The 18,078-nt window shown below is 60.9% G+C and carries 17 protein-coding genes and 1 tRNA gene; 11 read left to right on the top strand and 7 right to left on the bottom strand.

What is annotated here, in order from left to right; genetic code table 11:
- The first annotated feature begins 253 nt into the window (after positions 1–253).
- From VJZ71_05970 to VJZ71_05985, 4 genes are all read left to right on the top strand, one after another.
- Positions 254–1,231 carry a tyrosine-type recombinase/integrase gene (locus VJZ71_05970; GenBank protein HKQ47595.1) on the top strand — a complete coding sequence of 326 codons (978 nt, stop codon included), beginning with the start codon at positions 254–256 and terminating at the stop codon, positions 1,229–1,231.
- Positions 1,232–1,327: 96 nt separating this feature from the next.
- A complete protein-coding gene (locus VJZ71_05975; GenBank protein ID HKQ47596.1) occupies positions 1,328–1,936 on the top strand; it encodes a type IV toxin-antitoxin system AbiEi family antitoxin domain-containing protein in 609 nt (202 codons plus the stop codon).
- Positions 1,937–1,943: 7 nt separating this feature from the next.
- Positions 1,944–2,819, top strand: a complete 876-nt coding sequence (locus VJZ71_05980; protein HKQ47597.1) for a nucleotidyl transferase AbiEii/AbiGii toxin family protein — start codon at positions 1,944–1,946, stop codon at positions 2,817–2,819.
- Between the two features lie 53 nt (positions 2,820–2,872).
- Positions 2,873–3,097 carry a hypothetical protein gene (locus VJZ71_05985; GenBank protein ID HKQ47598.1) on the top strand — a complete coding sequence of 75 codons (225 nt, stop codon included), beginning with the start codon at positions 2,873–2,875 and terminating at the stop codon, positions 3,095–3,097.
- A gap of 167 nt (positions 3,098–3,264) precedes the next feature.
- Here VJZ71_05985 and VJZ71_05990 read toward each other — a convergent pair whose 3' ends face one another.
- On the bottom strand, positions 3,265–3,858 hold the full coding sequence (locus VJZ71_05990) for a hypothetical protein (GenBank protein HKQ47599.1): 594 nt from the start codon (positions 3,856–3,858) through the stop codon (positions 3,265–3,267).
- A gap of 209 nt (positions 3,859–4,067) precedes the next feature.
- Here VJZ71_05990 and VJZ71_05995 point away from each other — a divergent pair, with 209 nt between their 5' ends.
- The gene (locus VJZ71_05995) at positions 4,068–4,310 is read left to right on the top strand and encodes a helix-turn-helix transcriptional regulator (protein HKQ47600.1); all 243 of its coding nucleotides are present in this window, start codon (positions 4,068–4,070) and stop codon (positions 4,308–4,310) included.
- Positions 4,311–5,120: 810 nt separating this feature from the next.
- Here VJZ71_05995 and VJZ71_06000 read toward each other — a convergent pair.
- Positions 5,121–5,333, bottom strand: coding sequence for a hypothetical protein (locus VJZ71_06000; protein ID HKQ47601.1), 213 nt, complete (start codon positions 5,331–5,333; stop codon positions 5,121–5,123).
- A gap of 1,368 nt (positions 5,334–6,701) precedes the next feature.
- Positions 6,702–11,132 (bottom strand): strawberry notch family protein, encoded by a 4,431-nt coding sequence (locus tag VJZ71_06005; protein ID HKQ47602.1) that lies wholly within the window; start codon positions 11,130–11,132, stop codon positions 6,702–6,704.
- 540 nt (positions 11,133–11,672) lie between these two features.
- Between VJZ71_06005 and VJZ71_06010 the strand changes: the two genes are divergently transcribed.
- The 3 genes from VJZ71_06010 to VJZ71_06020 are packed head-to-tail and all read left to right on the top strand — an operon-like array spanning position 11,673 to position 13,152.
- Positions 11,673–12,062, top strand: coding sequence for a helix-turn-helix transcriptional regulator (locus VJZ71_06010; GenBank protein HKQ47603.1), 390 nt, complete (start codon positions 11,673–11,675; stop codon positions 12,060–12,062).
- A 14-nt stretch (positions 12,063–12,076) separates the two neighbouring features.
- A complete protein-coding gene (locus VJZ71_06015) occupies positions 12,077–12,850 on the top strand; it encodes an ImmA/IrrE family metallo-endopeptidase (GenBank protein HKQ47604.1) in 774 nt (257 codons plus the stop codon).
- Positions 12,851–12,906: 56 nt separating this feature from the next.
- Complete coding sequence (locus VJZ71_06020) at positions 12,907–13,152, top strand: helix-turn-helix domain-containing protein (protein HKQ47605.1); 246 nt, start codon at positions 12,907–12,909, stop codon at positions 13,150–13,152.
- 238 nt (positions 13,153–13,390) lie between these two features.
- On the opposite strand, the gene VJZ71_06025 is transcribed toward VJZ71_06020, so the two are convergent.
- Together VJZ71_06025 and VJZ71_06030 are read right to left on the bottom strand one after the other, a co-directional pair.
- Positions 13,391–13,549, bottom strand: a complete 159-nt coding sequence (locus VJZ71_06025; GenBank protein HKQ47606.1) for a hypothetical protein — start codon at positions 13,547–13,549, stop codon at positions 13,391–13,393.
- A 564-nt stretch (positions 13,550–14,113) separates the two neighbouring features.
- Positions 14,114–14,293, bottom strand: a complete 180-nt coding sequence (locus VJZ71_06030) for a hypothetical protein (protein ID HKQ47607.1) — start codon at positions 14,291–14,293, stop codon at positions 14,114–14,116.
- Between the two features lie 361 nt (positions 14,294–14,654).
- Between VJZ71_06030 and VJZ71_06035 the strand changes: the two genes are divergently transcribed.
- Both VJZ71_06035 and VJZ71_06040 read left to right on the top strand, forming a co-directional pair.
- A tRNA-Arg gene (locus tag VJZ71_06035) sits at positions 14,655–14,728 on the top strand.
- Between the two features lie 30 nt (positions 14,729–14,758).
- A complete protein-coding gene (locus VJZ71_06040; protein HKQ47608.1) occupies positions 14,759–15,898 on the top strand; it encodes an aromatic ring-hydroxylating dioxygenase subunit alpha in 1,140 nt (379 codons plus the stop codon).
- Positions 15,899–15,990: 92 nt separating this feature from the next.
- On the opposite strand, the gene VJZ71_06045 is transcribed toward VJZ71_06040, so the two are convergent.
- Positions 15,991–16,197, bottom strand: coding sequence for a hypothetical protein (locus tag VJZ71_06045; GenBank protein ID HKQ47609.1), 207 nt, complete (start codon positions 16,195–16,197; stop codon positions 15,991–15,993).
- Between the two features lie 290 nt (positions 16,198–16,487).
- On the opposite strand from VJZ71_06045, the gene VJZ71_06050 reads away from it, so the two are divergent.
- Entirely contained in the window at positions 16,488–17,576 is a 1,089-nt protein-coding gene (locus tag VJZ71_06050; protein ID HKQ47610.1) for a matrixin family metalloprotease, read from the top strand.
- An 84-nt stretch (positions 17,577–17,660) separates the two neighbouring features.
- Here VJZ71_06050 and VJZ71_06055 read toward each other — a convergent pair whose 3' ends face one another.
- Positions 17,661–18,050 (bottom strand): hypothetical protein, encoded by a 390-nt coding sequence (locus VJZ71_06055; protein ID HKQ47611.1) that lies wholly within the window; start codon positions 18,048–18,050, stop codon positions 17,661–17,663.
- Positions 18,051–18,078: the final 28 nt, after the last annotated feature.

An 18,078-nucleotide genomic window follows, 5' to 3' on the forward strand; every position in this document is an offset into this window, starting at 1 on the left:
GTGCCGCGTTCGGGTATTGGACCAACGGCGCGACCACGACAAACCCAAACAACAGGTACATAGCCGTTTTTCCTGCCACAAGCTGTCCAAAAAGTCACGTCATCCGACGCCGGATTTTGGGCTGGACAGACTCCCCTAACTGACGTACATAAAGGACGTTATGATACGCCGATCGGGCCGGTAGGGGACCCCTGTGAATAACACCGTTTGAGTTCGAATCTCGTTTCCCGCCGACTTCATCATCCAAAGGAGCATGACCGACGAAACCGCCCTCACATCACGGAAGCAGCTTGGCCGCATCGGGCTGGAGTCGCTTCCGTCCATCATCATTCAGGCTGGAGAGCGTGCCGGTCGCCGCTTCATCGAGTTTTTCACTGCGAACATTAGGAACAAAAACACGAGGCTCGCGTACGCCCGCGCGGTATCTCAATTCTTCGACTGGTGCGACGCCCGTGGGCTTCAGCTTGAGACCATTGAGCCGGTCGTCGTGGCCGCGTATATCGAGGAGCTTCAGAAGTCGCTCGCGGCGCCGTCAGTCAAACAGAATCTCGCGGCGATCCGCATGCTCTTCGACTGGCTCGTCGTTGGACAGGTTGTCCCGATCAATCCGGCCAGTTCCGTCCGTGGCCCCAGGCACGTCGTAAAGCGCGGCAAGACGCCCGTGTTGACCGCCGACCAGGCCCGGAAACTCCTCGACTCCATCGACACCACCACAATCGTTGGCCTCCGGGACCGTGCTCTCATTGGTGTGATGGTTTATTCATTCGCCCGCGTCGGCGCCGTTGTCGCCATGCGCGTCGAGGACTACTTTCAGAGCGGCAAACGCTGGCATGTCCGGCTCCATGAAAAAGGCGGAAAGCGTCACGAGGTGCCGGCCCACCACAACGCCGAGGCGTACCTCGACGCCTACATTGAGGCCGCCGGCATCGGCCAGGACAAGAAGAGCCCCCTCTTCCATAGTGTTGACCGCCATCGACGCTTCAGCGAACGCCCCCTGCATCGCCTCGACGTTCTCCGCATGATAAAACGCCGCGCCAAGGCCGCAGGCTTGCCCCAAACTACTTGTTGTCATACGTTTCGGGCCACCGGGATCACGGCGTACCTGGAAAACGGCGGCACAATCGAAAAAGCTCAGGCGATTGCGGCCCACGAATCGCCGCGAACGACCAAGCTCTACGATCGGACGAGCGACGAAATCACGCTTGATGAGGTGGAACGGATCGCTATCTGACGGGCGATTCGCAGTAGTCTTCGACTGCTTGAAAGCACTATTGACGCGACAGATGAGCACTGTTAAAATGTCCTTAAAATGAGGACATTCATGCGTATGGCCAGAAAAAGCTCAAATGCCCTTCGACGCGACATCCATGCCGTAGCTACTTCGCAAGGTGGATATTTCACCACGAACCAAGCAGCCCAAATCGGATATGACCGTAGGCGACTTGTCTACCATGTCAAAGCTCGGAACTTCGAACGGGCCGGACACGGCCTATACAGAATCTCCACTCTCCCGCCCTCCGAAAACGACGACCTGGTACGTCTGTCTCTCTGGAGTCGCGGACGGAATGACAGGCCCCAAGCCGTTGTTTCGCACGAAACCGCCCTTGGCCTTCACGGCCTCAGTGAACTCATCCCGTCCAAGACCCATCTCTCCGTGCCGAAGAGTTTCCGGAAGAGACCCCCGAAGGGGTGCGTGCTTCACAAATCTACGCTGACTAAGAATGATTGGAATGAACATGAGGGATTCAAAGTCACCACCCCCCTTCGTACCCTCCTCGACGTTGCCGCGTCGGACACGGTTCCTCAAGAGCAGCTCGATAAGGCTGTCTCGGAGGCACTGGAGCGCGGACTGATCCGAAAGGCGAAGGTCTTGGACTCCATGCGCGGCCATCCCGCCGAAATGCGGCTGTCGCGATCACTTCGGAAGAAGCGATAATCCCTTCATGGCGAAATCCTTCGGCACGCCCGCAGCTTTCAAACAAGCGCTTGAAGCTCGTCTCAAGAAGGCTGCCGACGCCCGCGGCGTTCCTGTCAATAGCCTTCGCCTCAAGTTTGTCATCGAGCGCTTGCTTGCGCGGCTCTTCGCCAAGCCGAGTCCGCCGTGGCTTCTCAAAGGCGGCTACGCCCTCGAACTTCGTTACCGTCCAAAGGCCAGAACCACGACAGACATCGACCTGACCGTAAAGGAAGCGGGTGATGCGGCCCTTATGCAAAGGCTCGATGCGATTCGCGACGAACTTCAAGATGCCGCCGACGCGGATCTGGGAGACTTTCTGGAGTTTCGTATCGGAGCCTCGTGCGGAGAACTTCCCGGACCGCCTGAAGGCGGGTCCCGTTTCCCCGTGGAAGCATTGCTCGCGGGCCGCAACTACGGTCGGTTCCATATCGATGTGGGATTTGGTGACGCCGTAATCGGCGATCCGGAGATCTTGGCGGGCGACGACTTCCTGAGTTTCGTGGGCATCGCTCCCGCGAAAGCTATCGCTATCCCCCGCGCACAGCAGTTCGCCGAAAAGCTCCACGCCTACACTTATCCATGGACCGACCGGCCCAACACCAGAACCAAGGACCTCGTGGACATGCTGCTCCTCATCGAAAAAGGGCTCGCTCCCGACGATGAGCTACGGCGGGCCATTCACGCGACGTTCGACACCAGGAAACGACAAGCGGTCCCGCACGACCTCGTGGTTCCTCCGGATAGTTGGCAAGAGGACTTCGCCGCGATGGCCAGAGAGGTGGATCTCTCCACGTCAGATATTACTCTCGGATTCAACAATCTCACCGATTTCTGGCGCAAGGTCCGCAACAAGAATCGCTGAATCACTTTTGTCTATTTATCGATAGTTCCTTTCGCGGTGCGTAAGCCGGTCGAATGATTGCCCACACCTTCTCCCACGAATCGAATTTTTGGTTGAGACCTTGGCAAACCTTACCTTTTGACCGAGGCATCGACTCCGACCCGCAGCCGTTCGGTTCGCCTGACTACGGCAAGGAAGAATTCGTCGCCGAAATAGCCGCAGCGTTCCTGGCTGAAACAACTGCGGCAGGACAAGAAACTCGTTATTGCCGCCGCCGGAGCCGCTCAGAAGGCGTCTGACTGGATTCGCGGCGAGCGAAATTCAACCAGGTTCCCAGTCAGCAACGGAAGCGAAACGGCTGGGACCAAGACGAAACTTGGTTGCCAGCCGATTCACTCTCCAAGTTTTTTGGTGCTCTTGAATGAGGCGCCATTAGGGACGGACGACGCCTGTCGAAGGCCCGCTCTTATTCTTCTCCGTCGTGGCGCTCGGAGGCGAGGCCGGCTTCTTCTCCTCGATCGGCTTCGCGTCCTGGTCCCTCTTTTCGTGTACCTGCGTCTCCGACGCCACTCCCCATCCGTGTTCTGGTCCGCCGCCGTTCGTCATGGCTATCTCCTTTTCGTCGGGACTCCGCCGATCGTAAGACCTGCGAGACCCGCTCATAATATTTTCGAAGCGCATCCCGCGACGCCGCGAGAAGAACCGCTTCGACCATCACAAATCCGAAGTCCGTCCACCCGAATCCGCCGCACCACGGACACCCGCCGGCGAGGCGAACGAGATACCCGAGCCCTACGGCGATGAATGTGTTGGCGTTGAATTGGTAATACCGATAGTGGAACTCTACGAGGATGTTGTAGGCCGCCAGATTCGCCTCCAGGATCGAGAAATCCCACTTGGGCGGCTTGATTCCTGTTCGATGATGCACCGTGTCGACAAGCATCCACCGAAGGGAGCTGACGAGCATTCCAGCGGCTACGGATGCCAGAGTAACGAAGAGAAACCCGCCCACAGTCGGCTGTCCCTCCGGCACGGCAAGCCACGGCTGAATCGTGGGCACGATCCCACCCACGGCAACGACAGTAATGAAGCCTGGAACCAGGTATGCGATGACCAGCCCAAAATTCCGGGCCTAAAGCTCTCCCACCGACTATCCAAATGAAACCGAGCATCACGCAGCCTCGCACAGCGCTCCCGCAATCGCCCACCGGTCATATTATTGCCTGAATCCAAACGGGTTTCAAGTCCGGCCGCCATCATGCTGTCGACATGCCGACAAAGCCCCAGCACGCTCGACGCTATCGCACAGTCCCTAATCTGATTCGTGAACTACGTGTGGAAGCCGGGCTAACGCAACGCGCGCTCGGCAAACGGCTAAGTCTTCCGCAATCATGGGTTTACAAGTGTGAAACCGGCATCCGCCGTATGGACATCGCTGAATTCTGCGATTGGTGCAAGGCCTGCGGTATTGAGCCGGTCATCGGTCTTCGCCGATTCCTGCGCACCGATTGAATCGCCACCGCTACCTGGCCCGTCGCCGATCTCGCTTCCAGCTTCGGCGTGCCCTGACCCCGAACAAGCTTCACGGAATGGCCGCACGACCCGGCGCCGAAGCTGGAGCGCCGAGACGGGCACCGCTTCGAATTCTGCCGCTACCCTGACCCGATTAACCGCCCGCAGCAGGTTCAGATACTGTCGCCGCACGGGGGCGTACGCCTCGAAGCGGATGTGTCGAAACTCACCAATCAGGTTCTCCACCGATCGATGGCAGGCAATGTTCAGCAGGTGTGCCTTTAGGCTTCGGTACGTCTCCGGATGGATGCGCACCGAGGGATGCCACCGTCGGTCGACGCCCCGCCGGTAGCCGATGCTGTAGCCGCCGAAGCGGATCGCGTCGCGGCGGACATCCTTGTGCTTCGGCTCATCCTGAAAAAAGCGATGCTCCCCGCGCGATGCGATGAGCACAAAGAAGCGGTCATGCCGGATGTAATGGACATTGGCCAGGCCGGCCCGTTTGCGCCTCGCCCTTGCCCACTTGGAAAGCCCCGCCTCATATTGCTCCAAGAGTTTCTCGTCCACATATTGCGGATCCTTCCGCTCCGGGATGACACCCGTCACGTAGAACCAATAGCCATGCCCGATGTAGCTCACGGCAAGCTGCTGGACAAAGCCCTCCACCGAGGCCGTCTCCCACCTATACACCACACCACGGCGTACCACGCACGGCGGTGCTACTCAAATCGTCTAAGGTTCAAAGAGATAGGGATTGTTTGCTGGCACAATCCCCCAAAGCCCTTCTCAACCTTTCTGCGCCCGTGTTCCTCATGGGTTCTGAAACCGCAAGAGCGCCTTCAAATCCTCTTCCGTAGGCTCGCGGCCCAAACCCTCGCGATACCGTTCCACAATGCCCATTCGCACGTGGTCCGGCAGATCGCTTGGCTTCTCAAACCGAATGCCTACGGCCTCTAACTCATCCAGGTAATCGAGCGCCGGATCCCCGAGGACCCCGCCCTCGCCCGAACGCCACCAACCCATTCGTAAACACCTCCCTTCAGCTTTGCTGAAAAACACTTGTTATCATCCAACCAACCTTTGCATCACCTCCTCGCTGCCGTCGCGCATCCGGGCGCGCCGTCTGTATTCCAGATCGGCCCCCGCCCAATACATACACGTAGCGCAGCAAAAACCTCCGGCGAATCCTGGATACACCTCCAGTGTTCGCCGTCATTCCGCCATCAAAAGACGACTCACGTCCCCGTGAGACCTCTTTCGATCGCAGCATCGTCCTTCCCAGGAACCGGCCGGCGGGCAGGCGCAAAAGCGCCTGCCGCGCCGACCGCACGCTTCAAGATGGATATGACCCGTCACCGCTTTCGTTGTCGTCTATCCCCGGCACCACCCGTAAGGACACGAACGGCGCACCACTGCCTTGCAGTGCATCCGCTCCGCTCCCGCGGACTTCTACTTGCGGCACTCTCCCAGACTACGGCCTTTGAATCATCCGCCTGACTTGGCGGACACCGGGCACCACCCCGGCAGCCACAGTCCTTCCCCGGTTATTGATAGTCGTTGCACAATCGGTCACGTCGGTAGGGCCGGTTAAGGCCCGGTCCGGCAGCGTATGTCCGAGGCTCCCGCCTCGGCATAGTTTCCATCCGCAAAAGCACGGATGATTTCGAGGTCCAGAATACAGAAGCTGACCCCTACCCTTCGCTGCGGGATATTTTCCTGTTCGGCACCGTCTCCGATTGCACTGACCGGCAAGGGCTTGACGCCCCTTTCATCGTTGAGCTGTTCACCAATCGGGCTTATCAAGGCGGCTCTCGCCGCTCACCCGAATGCCGAGCGTTGTCATCGCCCGGTTCCGCGTGTCGCCACGCGGAAGCTCCCGACGCCGGCAAGCGTTGAACGAACCTGACGGGATTTGCACCCGAGTTGCCTTGCGGCTTTGGTCCGGACCCCGCTGGGGGATTTGATTCGCAAATTGCGGATCGCACCCCTTCGACCATCACGGCCTGCCCGAAGGCAGGCATGTCCCGGTCGCCCGATTTCCAGTTGCACTATGGGATAGAACTACAGGATTACTTCTTCGAACTACATCGAAGGGATTACTCTGTAGAGCCTCCCTCGAACCGGACGAGCGCCTCGCGGCGCATCCGGCTCTACGGGTCGTGGACCTTGACGGCTGGTGAAGCGCGTCCCCTTAGCCTGATTGGTGGTCAGGTTTACCGGGCGGTCCACGCCCATCTTAAAGCGTCAGATACGCGGTTCGCGTTCCTGACAGCAGCGAAATTGGTAATCTCGCTAAGAGCCACCATAGCGCAGTCACAAATGCAAATCATCATTCATTACAACGCTTATTGAAACCATCCAGAGCAACACGCACCGCCAAACTCAAAGCCACTAATCCTCGTCTCGCGCTCCACCAATCGGCTCTTCCGCCGCCGTGATATCGCGGACCGCCCGGCGATGTACGAGTAGCTCTGCAATCACCGCAGGCGCATCCTCCAGGACCGCGAACCACCGCCGCTTGTGGTGGATGATCTCTTCGGCGAGGCCGTAGCGGCGAAGTTCCTCGCGGTTGGCGGGTATCCCGTTCAGCACCAGCTCCACGACTTCATCGCCGACGATCCACGCCGTCGTGAGCTGCCAGCCGTTGTCCAATTCGATGACCGAGCCTCCGGACAGCAGGTCGAGGATCTCCTGCGGCGAGGCCTCGCCCAGCGGCGTCCCGATTCCCAATCTCTGCTTGACGCTGGGTACGTCCGAGGCGACAAGGTTGAGGCCGACCAAGGCTCGACCATCCGCAAGAATCGCCCGCGCAATCTTGACGCTCTGGATGCCGGAGGAACCCACGATCTTGTCGTAGATCGGAAAGATGGCCCCGCTGAGGATGTAGAACCGTTTCAACTCCGTCGCCGGCGTTCTCGCATACTCGTCATCCCACCACCGCCGGGCCTCCTGCAAGTCCACCATCTCGTACTTGTCGCCCAATTCAAAGCGGTTCACTCCGTGGCGCGGCCCCTTGACCGACCCCAGGAGCACCTCGTCCGGACGCGTCTCGAAATGCGGTGCGACTGAATAGACGTACCCGCTATTTCGATTGCGGCAAAAGCCCTCAGCGGCCCGCGTTGCGCGCGCTTCCTCAAAGGTATAGCGTTCGACATCCACCTCGCCCTCCAATTCGTGGAGGGTCGTCCGTGCCCCCGATGCTGGGTCCACGAAGAGCGTCTGCGGCTCGGCGAGGCTCTGGAGGTTCCGCGCCCGGATCTCTTCCACGCCGAAATCAAACGCCCCAGCTCGCTGCGCTGCCTCGACGGCCCGCAGATAGCCCTCATAGAACAGTTCGAAGAATCGGTTCTGTTTCTCGACGTGGAGCACCATGATGCGATTCAGGAACTGCTCGACATTGCTCGCCACACTGTCGCGGACCGCGGTCTTCTCCTTGTTCAGGACGCCCATGCGTTCCAGTTCACGCATCCCGATGCCGGCATCGACGTGTTCGTTCAACTGGACCTGTCGATACAGCCGCGTGAGCGCCGCCTTCCCATAGGCGTCAGTGACATCTTCCGGCCGGAACAGGTCGCCCGAGAGCGAGTGACGCTCCCCCTTGGTCAAGGCTCCGAGCGCAGCGAGTCGTTTGGACACCGCGTTGACCAGTCGCTTTTGGCCCGCCAGGTCCAGGAGCGCCAAGCGGATGACCGGCGCTGAGACTTGGTTCGAGCGATGGACGCGCCCAAACGCCTGCATCTGCTGGTCGGCTGACCACGAGAGCTGGAAGGCGTAGAAGACCCGGCGCTGCTGATTCTTCGCTGCCATGTCGGCATGGACGCTGATGCCGGTCGCCCCCGCGCCGGAGAGCACTGCCAGGCGCTTGCGGCCGGCCTGGAACTGCCTCGTTTCATACTCGTTCAACTGTCGGCGGTGGACGCCCTGGAGTTTTCGGCGGACGTAGCGGCCGTTCTCCCAGCGATGGGTGCGGCCACTGATCTCTGCGACCCGCTCGACGCCAAAATGACCAATCAGCGCATCCATCGGGTTGTGCGGGAAGTCCAAGTCGGCCACTTTGTCGAGCAGCTCCTTCTGACGCCGGAGGTTTTCGCGGTTGATCTCCGGATTGCCGGCGGCATCGAGGACCCGGACGCTGATGACGTTGCCGGTCTTGGGGTCGGTCTCCTCCCGGTACTGATAGATCGGGAACTGCTTCTCGATGAGCTGGACGATCATCTCCCGCGGCGTGGCATCCAGTTCGCTGAGTTCGACGCCTTGGGCGCGGGCATCCCGCACCTTGCGGTCGGCTTGCGCTTCGCCCGTGTTGAACAAGCTTATAACGACCGAACGCCCGGCGGCCAGATCCTTCTCAATCTCCGGGACCACGTCCGGCAGGGTGTAGGCCATCATGAGTTGCAGGAAGAAGCGCTGCTGGGCGGAATAGAATTGGGCGTAACGGCCTCCGCTGCGTTTTTGGCAGGCGTTCTCCTCGCCCGCCTCGAACGCAATCAGGAGTTCCATCCACAGGTCGGCGATCTCGTCGTACTGCACCCGCTCCGCCTCGCTCAGGCGGTGCAACACCGGCTCATATTCCACGGCGCTGTCGGGGACCATGCTGCCGTTGGCACCATAGGTGGGACCGTAGCTGATCGTGCGGGCCAGGTAGGTGCCGACGGATTTCAGGTCGCGGCAGAGCATCTCCATCGCCGCCACGCCGCCACGCTCCATGGCCACGAGGAATGCCGAGAAGTCGGCAAAGGGAGCGCCGTCACCCCAGAGCCCCAGCCGCTCGTAAGGGGCCATGTGGCGGGCCTCCGTTGCGCCCGTGGCGCTGAAATATCGCACCCGCGCGAGTGGGAACTCCCGTTGTAGGGCGATCCCCATGTTGCCGCGCAGCGTGCCCTCATCGGTCGTCGCCCTGCCGCCATGCGGCGTGACCGCCGCGTTCTTCATCAAGTGGGCCTCGTCGAAGGCGATGACGCCTTCAAAGTCGGGACCGAGCCAGTCGATTAACTGTCTGTACCGCGGCCGCTCGCCGTCGAAGTCAGAGCTGAGCATCGTGTAGGTGGTAAAGAGGATGCCGGACTCCGCCGTAATGAACTCATTCGGTTTGAAGCGGGCCTGATGGATGATGGAGAGCGGTACGCCGACGGCGTCGCGGTCGCGCTCCGCGTCGGCGCAGAGCTGGTGGGACGCGGAGATATGGACATGCTTGCATCGTCCCTGTTGAAGCTGGTCGAGGATGAAGGCATAGACCTCGCGGCCCTTGCCGATGCCCGTGCCGTCGCCGTTCCAATGTCCCTTCCGCGATCCATCGGGCAGCAGCACCTCTGTAGCCTGCCCGGCATAGACGACATCTTCCAGTTGCAGATCCGAAATCCGTCCCTCGATGATCACTTCGCTCGGGATGTGATGGCGGTAGGCAGCGTCCGGCGGCTCGACCGAGGCCATGGCCGTCGATTCAACAACATGGGCCGGATGAGGCTGCGACCCGCGAACAATGGCCTTTTGCACTCGGTATTCAGAAAAGACCGTCCCGGCCTGGATGCGAAGTGCCTGGGACTGCGCGCCGCTTTCGAGCTGGCCTACTTCATGCCCAGCCGGTCCAGCGTCGCCAGGAGCAGGTTCGCCGCCCAGCAGCGCATCGCTTCCGGTTCGGTCGGCATCGCCGCCTGCTCGCGTTCCAGTTCCCGCGTCAGCATCCGCGACAACACCTCCGGCCGCTCCAGCAGGAGCCGGTTCCAGGTGTGCCACTGATCCGTTGTCACCGGCTCGTCCGTTGTCGGCGTAAGGCCCCCGGCTCCGTCCTCCAGGAGACAGGCCACCAGTTCCAGCAGCGGGTCGGCGTTGGGTTCCGTTTCCCGATGGAACATCACCCGCATGGCCGCCATTGCCTCTTCTCTGAGCGCGTTCGAGAACTCGCCCGCGGATGTCCTCCTGCGATAACGCCTTGAGTTGTTCATATGCCTCCTCCAGTGCTAGACCGCTACCGGTGATGATCTCCGATTCGCTTCGCGTCGGGCCGTCACGCTCGATGACGATGATCTGGTTGTCAAAGGTCGTCCCAAACTTGCCGTAAACCGTGCCATCAATGCCGATGTTCGCCCGGACGCGATAGCGCCCTTCAATGTCGGCCCACCATCCGCGAAACGCCGGACGGTCCAGGGCCATGCCGCCCCCGACGATGGCCACCAATCTCCCGCCGGGGTTCAAGCGCAAGAGGGCCTGTTCCACGTGTCGGGCAGCGAACTGTGTGCTGTGACCGCGAACACGGCCGCCGGTCGCCGAGAAGGGCGGGTTCATCACGATCACGTCATAGAACTTGTCGGCGGGCAAGAGGTTGTCGAGCCGTTCGGCGTCGACGCTCGTCGGCTCGAATCCTTGCAGTGAAAGCAGGTTCTTGCGGCGTTCGTCGATTTCGTTGGTGTCCACGTCGGCGCCGGCGAGCCGAGCCAGCACGGCGATGTTGCCGGTCCCGGCGCTCGGTTCGAGCGCCGTCATGCCCGAACACAGCGCAGCGGCCTTCACCACGAGCAAGCCTTCCGCCGGCGGCGTGCTGAATTGCTGGAACTCAATTTGCGTCTCGTCTCGCCGCGTCTGCCTGGGCATCCGGTCCTGCAAGGCGAGCAACACCTTCAACGAGCTGGGAACATCGTCGAAATCCACGCCCAGGCGGTTGAGATAGATGTTCATCCCCGCTTCGGCCGCGTCGTAGGCGTCGCGGGCATGTCCCGCGGTGCTTCCGAACACTTCTCGGGACAGCCGTTCAATGGCGGGGTTGTCGAACGACATCGATGGATCGGCTTCGAGCATCGCGGCAAACCGCAACGCGAAATCAAGCACTGGAGTTAGAGCTTCGGGGGCTTTCTCCGCCCCCAAATTGCCTGTCCGAATTTCGGTCGATAAGGGCGGAGACTCGCTCGCCCCGACCAAGCCGTTGCTGGCAACGGTCGAACCGTTCGATTCGAAGTCCAAAAGGAGCTGCCCGCCGCCCTGATTGGCGGGCGTGGACCTTGACCGCTGCCCTTGCCCCACTCTCAACACATCCCCATCCGATTGATGATTCGTCTCGGTATGCGTTATGGAGTGGATCGCGGCCCGCGTGCCCTTGCTTTCCGCCCGACGGCTGAGTCGGGCGGTTCGCTCGCCCCGTCGGGACCACTCCGGTCCGCGCTCGTAAGGATGGAGGTTTGGCGGCCGATCGCTCCGCTCTCTCGGCCGGTTCTGCTTGGAACCCCCGCACGCCGCCGGTTCCAAGCCTCCCCCGCCCCCTTTTTCCCCTCCGCATGGGGCGGCGGAGAGTCTTCGAGAAAATCCGGAGAAGCCGCTTGACGGGGCCAGATTCGGGTGTTAGCATATTAGCGAACAGTGAGGCCCGCCCCGATGCCCCGAAAAAATCAATCTTCCGTCCCCCAGGAAATCGGCGATGTCCTCAGAGCCCGCCGCACCGACGTGCTCCAGAAGGGACTCCGGGAAATGGCCAAGCTCTTGGGCATCACGCCGCCGCACCTGACGGACATCGAGAAGGGCCGGCGAAGACCCTCCGACGACCTGCTCCTCCGAATCAGCCGGCAATACGACATCCCCGAGGCCGACCTGCGGTCCGGTTGGAATCGGGCAGCCACAATTGTCGAACAGATTGCTACACAAGACCCGCTGGCCGCCGAGAAGGTCCCCGAACTGCTTCGCAAGGCCCGGGGGCTCTCCTCCTCCTCCCAATGGGATGACCTGATCAAATACGCGGCCCAGATATCCAAACGGAAGCCCAAGTAACGGAGCGTTGCGACATGCCCGCGCCAGCATTTGGAAAGATATTCGAGCCCAAGCCCGGACTTCTCCGGACAGACCGCGCCGCGTGGAATTGCATTGAGCGGTGCTGCGCGAAGCTCGGCTTGCAGGAGGTCCCCGCCCCCATCCCCGTCGAACTATGGATCGAGTCGGCCCTAGACATCCGCTTCGGCGTCGCGGATTTGACATACATCGGCGAGGACGTGCTCGGGGCGGCCTTTGTCCGCGACCGCGAGATCCTCGTGTCCGACCGGATCACGCACGAGGGTTGCTTTCGCTTTACCTGCGCCCATGAACTGGGTCACCTGCTTCTACATCGCCAGCACGCCGAGGTCTTTCACGAAACCCTGGAACTTCCCTACCTCGAAGCGACTCGCCTGGAGCGGCAGGCGGATTGCTTCGCCGCGGCCTTCCTGATGTCCATTCCCACCCTGGAGCGAGAATTGATCGGGATCTGCCAGGCGGAGGAACTTGATACCGACTATTGCCTGACCGAGCTGATGATGCCCACGGTCCGGTCCGAGTGGCTTTGGCGGACGATTTTTCTCCCAGCGATGATGAAGCGCTTCGGGGTGTCCAAGACGGCAGCCATCATTCGCTGCCGTGATTTGCGTCTCCTCTCGCACCCGACGCGCGAGTTCATGCCCATCCGTTTCGGTGGCGTCCTGCGCGAACGTGCTACCGCCCCGGAGCTTCAGTGGATGCGTATCGAGGATGGACGTCCGGTTGTCGTGCGTACAAGTTCTGGTGCGGACTTATACAGACACAGGTGAGCCATTTTTTTGAACGAGTTGTTAGCAAGTGTGCTAACGAGTGGACAGCCGATCCTATGGATGCCGCGCAACATGCCGCACTCGCCACCAGTCAGCGTCTCGCGATTACGGCGGACGAAGTGGCGGAACTCCTCGGTATCAGCCGCGCCCACCTGTGGAAGCTCCACAGCAGCGGCAGATTGCCCCGCCCTATCCGGCTGGGTCGCGCTGTCCGCTGGAGTGTGAGCGAAATCCAGGCGTGGCTCGCGGCTGGCGCCCCGCCGCGTGAGCGCTGGGAAACCGTGCGATCCACTTCGCGATAGCGGATCGCTATGATCGGGAAAGGAGGTTGTGAGCATGCGTCTCTTCAGAACGACCTACCGGGACCGGGAAGCCCGTGTTCGGCAAGCCTCCAAGTGGTACGTGGAATTCCGAGACCATCGAGATGTCACACGCCGACTCCCCGGCTTCGCCAGCCGAAAGGCTACGGAGGAACTTGCGCGGAACCTCGAACGGCTCATCGCATTCAGGAGTGCCACCGGTGGCCAGCTCGATCCAGCCCTACGCAAATGGCTCACTGACCTGCCCCGCTCCACGGCGACAAGGCTTGTGGAAATAGGCCTGGTAGATGCCGGCGACGTTGCGGTGAGCGTTGCGCTCACAGAGCATCGAAGGGACTTCGTGGAAGCACTTCGAGTCAAGGGCGTAACCGCGAAACATGTCTGCCTCATCTCGACCCGCCTCGATCGCATCCTCGATGGCTGCGGCTTTCGCTACTGGTCAGATATCAGTGGAAGCCGCGTCATGCGCTTCTTGAGTGACTTACGATCCGACCGCAAGACCGATGACGGAGAAACTGTGAAGGGCATCAGTCCGCAGACGTTCAATTTTTACCTCCAAGCGGTAAAACAGTTTTGCAGTTGGGCCGCGAGGGAGCGAAGGATCGATCAATCGCCAGTTGCGGTCCTGAGACCCCTCAATGTGAAGATCGACCGGCGCCATGATCGGCGTGCCCTTGAGCCGAAGGAACTCCGAACCCTCATAGACACAACAAACTCGGGGCCGAAGCGGTTCGGTATGACAGGGGCTGAGCGAGCGCTACTTTACCGCTTTGCTTCCGAGACCGGGCTGCGCGCCGGCGAGATTCGGAGTCTTCGCAAGCGGTCGTTCGACCTGCAAGGAAATCCGCCCACAGTGACCGTTGAGGCGGCCTACAGCAAACGACGCCGGGCAGACACGCTGCCGCTTCGGATTGATACGGCCGAGATGCTGAGGAATGAGATCTCAAGTCGCACCGATGATGCTCCAGCCTTTCGCCTTCCTTCCGAACACAACATGGCTGACATGCTCCGGGCCGATCTTGTTGACGGCGGGATCGAATGCAAAGACGATGCCGGCCGGGTCGTGGACTTCCACGCCCTTCGGCACACCTTCATCACCAACCTTGCTCGCGGAGGCGTTCACCCCAAGCTCGCCCAGGACCTCGCACGGCACAGCGACATCAATCTCACGCTATCCCGATACTCCCACACGGTCATCGGAGAACAGGCGACCGCCCTCAAGGCATTGCCGGATCTCTCGCGTGCCGAGAGCACATCACGACGCAAGACCGGCACCGACGACTCGTCCATCTCGACGCTGCCAACCCCAGCAAGAACGCCCGACCTTGTCTTGGCGTTTTGCTTGGCGCTTTTCGGCGGGCGCGGGCAGAATTCGGTAGACTCCGGTGGACTGAAAGACGCAATTGGCGTCCCGATCGCAACGCCTTTAGAATTAGGAAGAAGCGTTGAAAACACCTGTGTTTGCAAGGCTGTTTTCACGCATAGCGCCCGTAGCTCAGCTGGACAGAGCAACGGTTTCCTAAACCGTAGGTCGTAGGTTCAAATCCTATCGGGCGCGGTTCAAGATCGTCCACGCGGAGGAAGGGAAATGACCATGCACGAATCCGTCAGGGACATTGTCGGCATCTACGACGCCTCGGCTTCGCTGGCGCGAGCCTACACGATTCCCGCGCCGTGGTATGTCGATCCGCGCATCGACGCGCAGGAGCGCGCCGCCGTGTTCGGGCGCACGTGGCAATATGTTGGTCGCGTGGATCAGCTCGCCGCACCGGGGAGCTTTATCACCGCCGATGTCGCCGGGGAGCCGATTGTCATTGTTCGCGGGGCCGACAACACCTTGCGGGCTTTTTTCAACGTCTGTCGCCACCACGCTGCGCTGGTGGCCTGCGAACCGGCGGGGGCATGCAGCGTTTTGCAGTGTCCCTATCACGGCTGGACGTATGGCTTGGATGGGGCGCTCAAGGGGATGCCGGAGTTTGAGGGCGTCGAGAACTTCGCGAAGAGTGACAACGGACTTGTGCCGGTTCGCGTGGAAACATGGGAGAACTTCGTTTTTGTGAATCTCTCTGATAAGGGCGGGCGAAAAGGGCCGCACGACGGGGGGTCGCTGACGGAGTATCTCGGCGACGCGGTGGATCGAATCGCGCCGCTGGGCCTGTCCAAGCTGCACTTTTTCGAGCGGCGGAGCTATGCGCTGAACTGCAACTGGAAGGTGTACGTCGACAACTACCTCGACGGCGGCTACCACGTGCCGCACCTGCACAAAAGCCTGAGCACGGTGCTGGAATATAAGGATTATTTGATCGAAAACGGCCCGCGGTATTGCCTCCAATGGAGTCCGATGAAGACGGGCAAGGACGCCGCGACGGCCGCCGTTCGCAAGGGTGACATGGCGTACTACTACTGGTTCTATCCGAACTTCATGCTGAATTGGTACGAGGGAGTCATGGATACGAACCTCGTCCTGCCGCTCGGCATCGACAAGTGCCTGGTCGTCTTCGATTTCTACTTCGACCAGGTGGCCGGCGACGCCGAGACGCGCAACCGCCAGAGCATCGCCGTCGCCGAGCGCGTCCAGCAGGAGGACGTGGATATCTGCGAATCCGTGCAGCGCGGCCTGACGAGCCGGGCGTACGTCGCCGGGCGGCTCAGCGTCCGCCGCGAGGCGGGGGAGCATCTGTTCCACCGCTTATTACATGCGGACCTTTCCGCGGCTGATCGCGGTTGAAGCGGGGCTTGCGTTCGCGAAAAAAAAGAAGGCCGCCATGCAACGTGACATGGCGGCCCCATTTTTCAAATAGGGGAGTGGCAGAGCGCGACCTACTTCTGTCCGCCGCACTGCTTCTCGCCGCCGCATTTCTTTTCCCCGCCGCATTTCTTCTCGCCACCGCACTTCTTTTCGCAGCAGGCGCCCTGCTGCTTCTCGGCGCAGCCGCTGGCGGTCGCGGCGACCAGCGCGCTGCCGCCGACCAAGGCGGCTACGGCCGTAGCTTTGATTCCGTTAAACGCGAGCTTCTTGAGGGTCATTCGTTCGTCCTTTCAATGTGGGGCGTTTGTCGCCCGGGGTTTTGGGCTGATGCCCATTCAGGTCCCATTCCGGTAGGAACCATTTATTTTCGTGATCCGGACCCGGTGGGGATTATTCCAATAGCTTCGGGAGTGTCAACCACGAGGGGGAGGACCCAATTATCGGCGCTTTTGCCTTGACTAACCCGGGTCCCTTTCCAATACTTAGTCCAATGGGGGAAGCTGATTTCACCCTACGTGCCGGCCGATTCGGCCGATGAATCTCAAAACTCGCCTCGCCACGAGAACGCATGAATATTCGTCATCGTCCATTCCGTGCGGCAATCCTCAGTTGCCTGGGTGCAATCTGGGCCGTCAGCCTGCCCGGGGGTTGTCCGGCCATGCCCGGCGACGGGATGCCGCCCCCCGGTCCGATCGGGGGAGATTTCGCGTCGGCGACACTGCTCAAACTGGACGCCGAAGGGAAGGTCAAGCTCGCGTCGGCACTGGCCGGCGAAAAGGTCGACGTGTACGACCTGGGGCCGGTGAGCGCCGGGGACCGCGTCATGGTGTCGATCGTTCCCGCTGCGGGCAGCGTGATGGACCCGATCGCGGCATTGTTTGACGCCAACGAAGAACTTTTTGCCGTCAATGACGATGTCAATTATCCGGCCCAGCTTGATTCGGCGATCGACGACGTGGTTGCGGCGGACAGCCCCCGGTTCTTCCTGGGGGTCGCCAAATACCAGGACGAAGGCGCGTATGAAGGGACCGTACAGATTCTCCGCGGGCAGGGCGTTCCCGTGCCGCTCGCACAATATGTGTTGCTGAACTTCGACGGCGGGACCGTCAACATCCCCAGCGAGGGAGGGCCCATCACGGTCGAAGCCTTCAATTCCGCGGATGTCGACCCTGCCTATGCGGGCGATACGAACGCGATCAAAGTGAAGATCGCTCAGACGGTCCGGCAGAACTTCCAGCCGTTCAACATTGAGATTGTGACGAGCGACGAGCCGGCGCCGCCGGGCGATTGCCTCAGCACGATTTTCTTCGGCGGGTCGAACACCCTGAAGTTCGGCGTGGCGGAATCCGTCGATCAGGGCAACCGCGATCGCTGCGACGATGGCATCGTCTTTACGAACGACTTCGACGATCCGTTTTTTCCGCAACCCACGACCGAGGGCATCGGCATCGCCATCGGCAATGTAGCGGCTCACGAGGCGGGCCATCTCCTCGGCCTCAATCATGTCGCCGACGTTGCGGATGTGATGGACTCGACCGGAACGGCCAGCACGCTGTTGGCGGATCAGGAATTCAAGACCTCGGTACTCGTCGGCCAGATCTTCCCGATTGGCAAGCAGAATGGCCCGGCCATTCTGCGCCGCGTCCTGCCGCCGTAGTACGGTTTTCAAGATTCAGAACCAAAAGAAAAGCCCCGACCGACCGGCCGGGGCTTTTTTGATGTTGATGATCCGTTGACGCTCTTATTTCGTCGTGCACGGGGCGCTTCCTGCACAGCACTTGGAGCAGCTCGCGCAGCCCTTCACGCGGCAGAGTTTTTGCGTCTTGTCCTTGTGCGTCAGGTCGAGGCAGTCGCCGGAAACCTTCGCTCCGTATTCGCGCATCTCATCCTTCATGCACAGCGTCAGCTTGTCGCCGACCATCTTATAACAGCCGGAGATGGCGTGGGATTTGCCGCTGCCATAGTCGGCGTTGGCCGTGAAGGTGCCGTCATGGCAGAAGGTGACCGCGGCGATGGGGTTGTCGGGGCTCGCCGCGCCGCTGCCGCACCAGGTGCCGCAGACCGGACTCGCGCAGCCGGCGGAAATGAGGGCGAACAGGGCCAAGGACAGTAAGGTTGCACACACACGCATGTTGAATCTCCATGTCGACAATGAATTG

Source organism: Phycisphaerae bacterium, assembly GCA_035275405.1.
Taxonomy (GTDB): Bacteria; Planctomycetota; Phycisphaerae; order UBA1845; family UTPLA1; genus DATEMU01.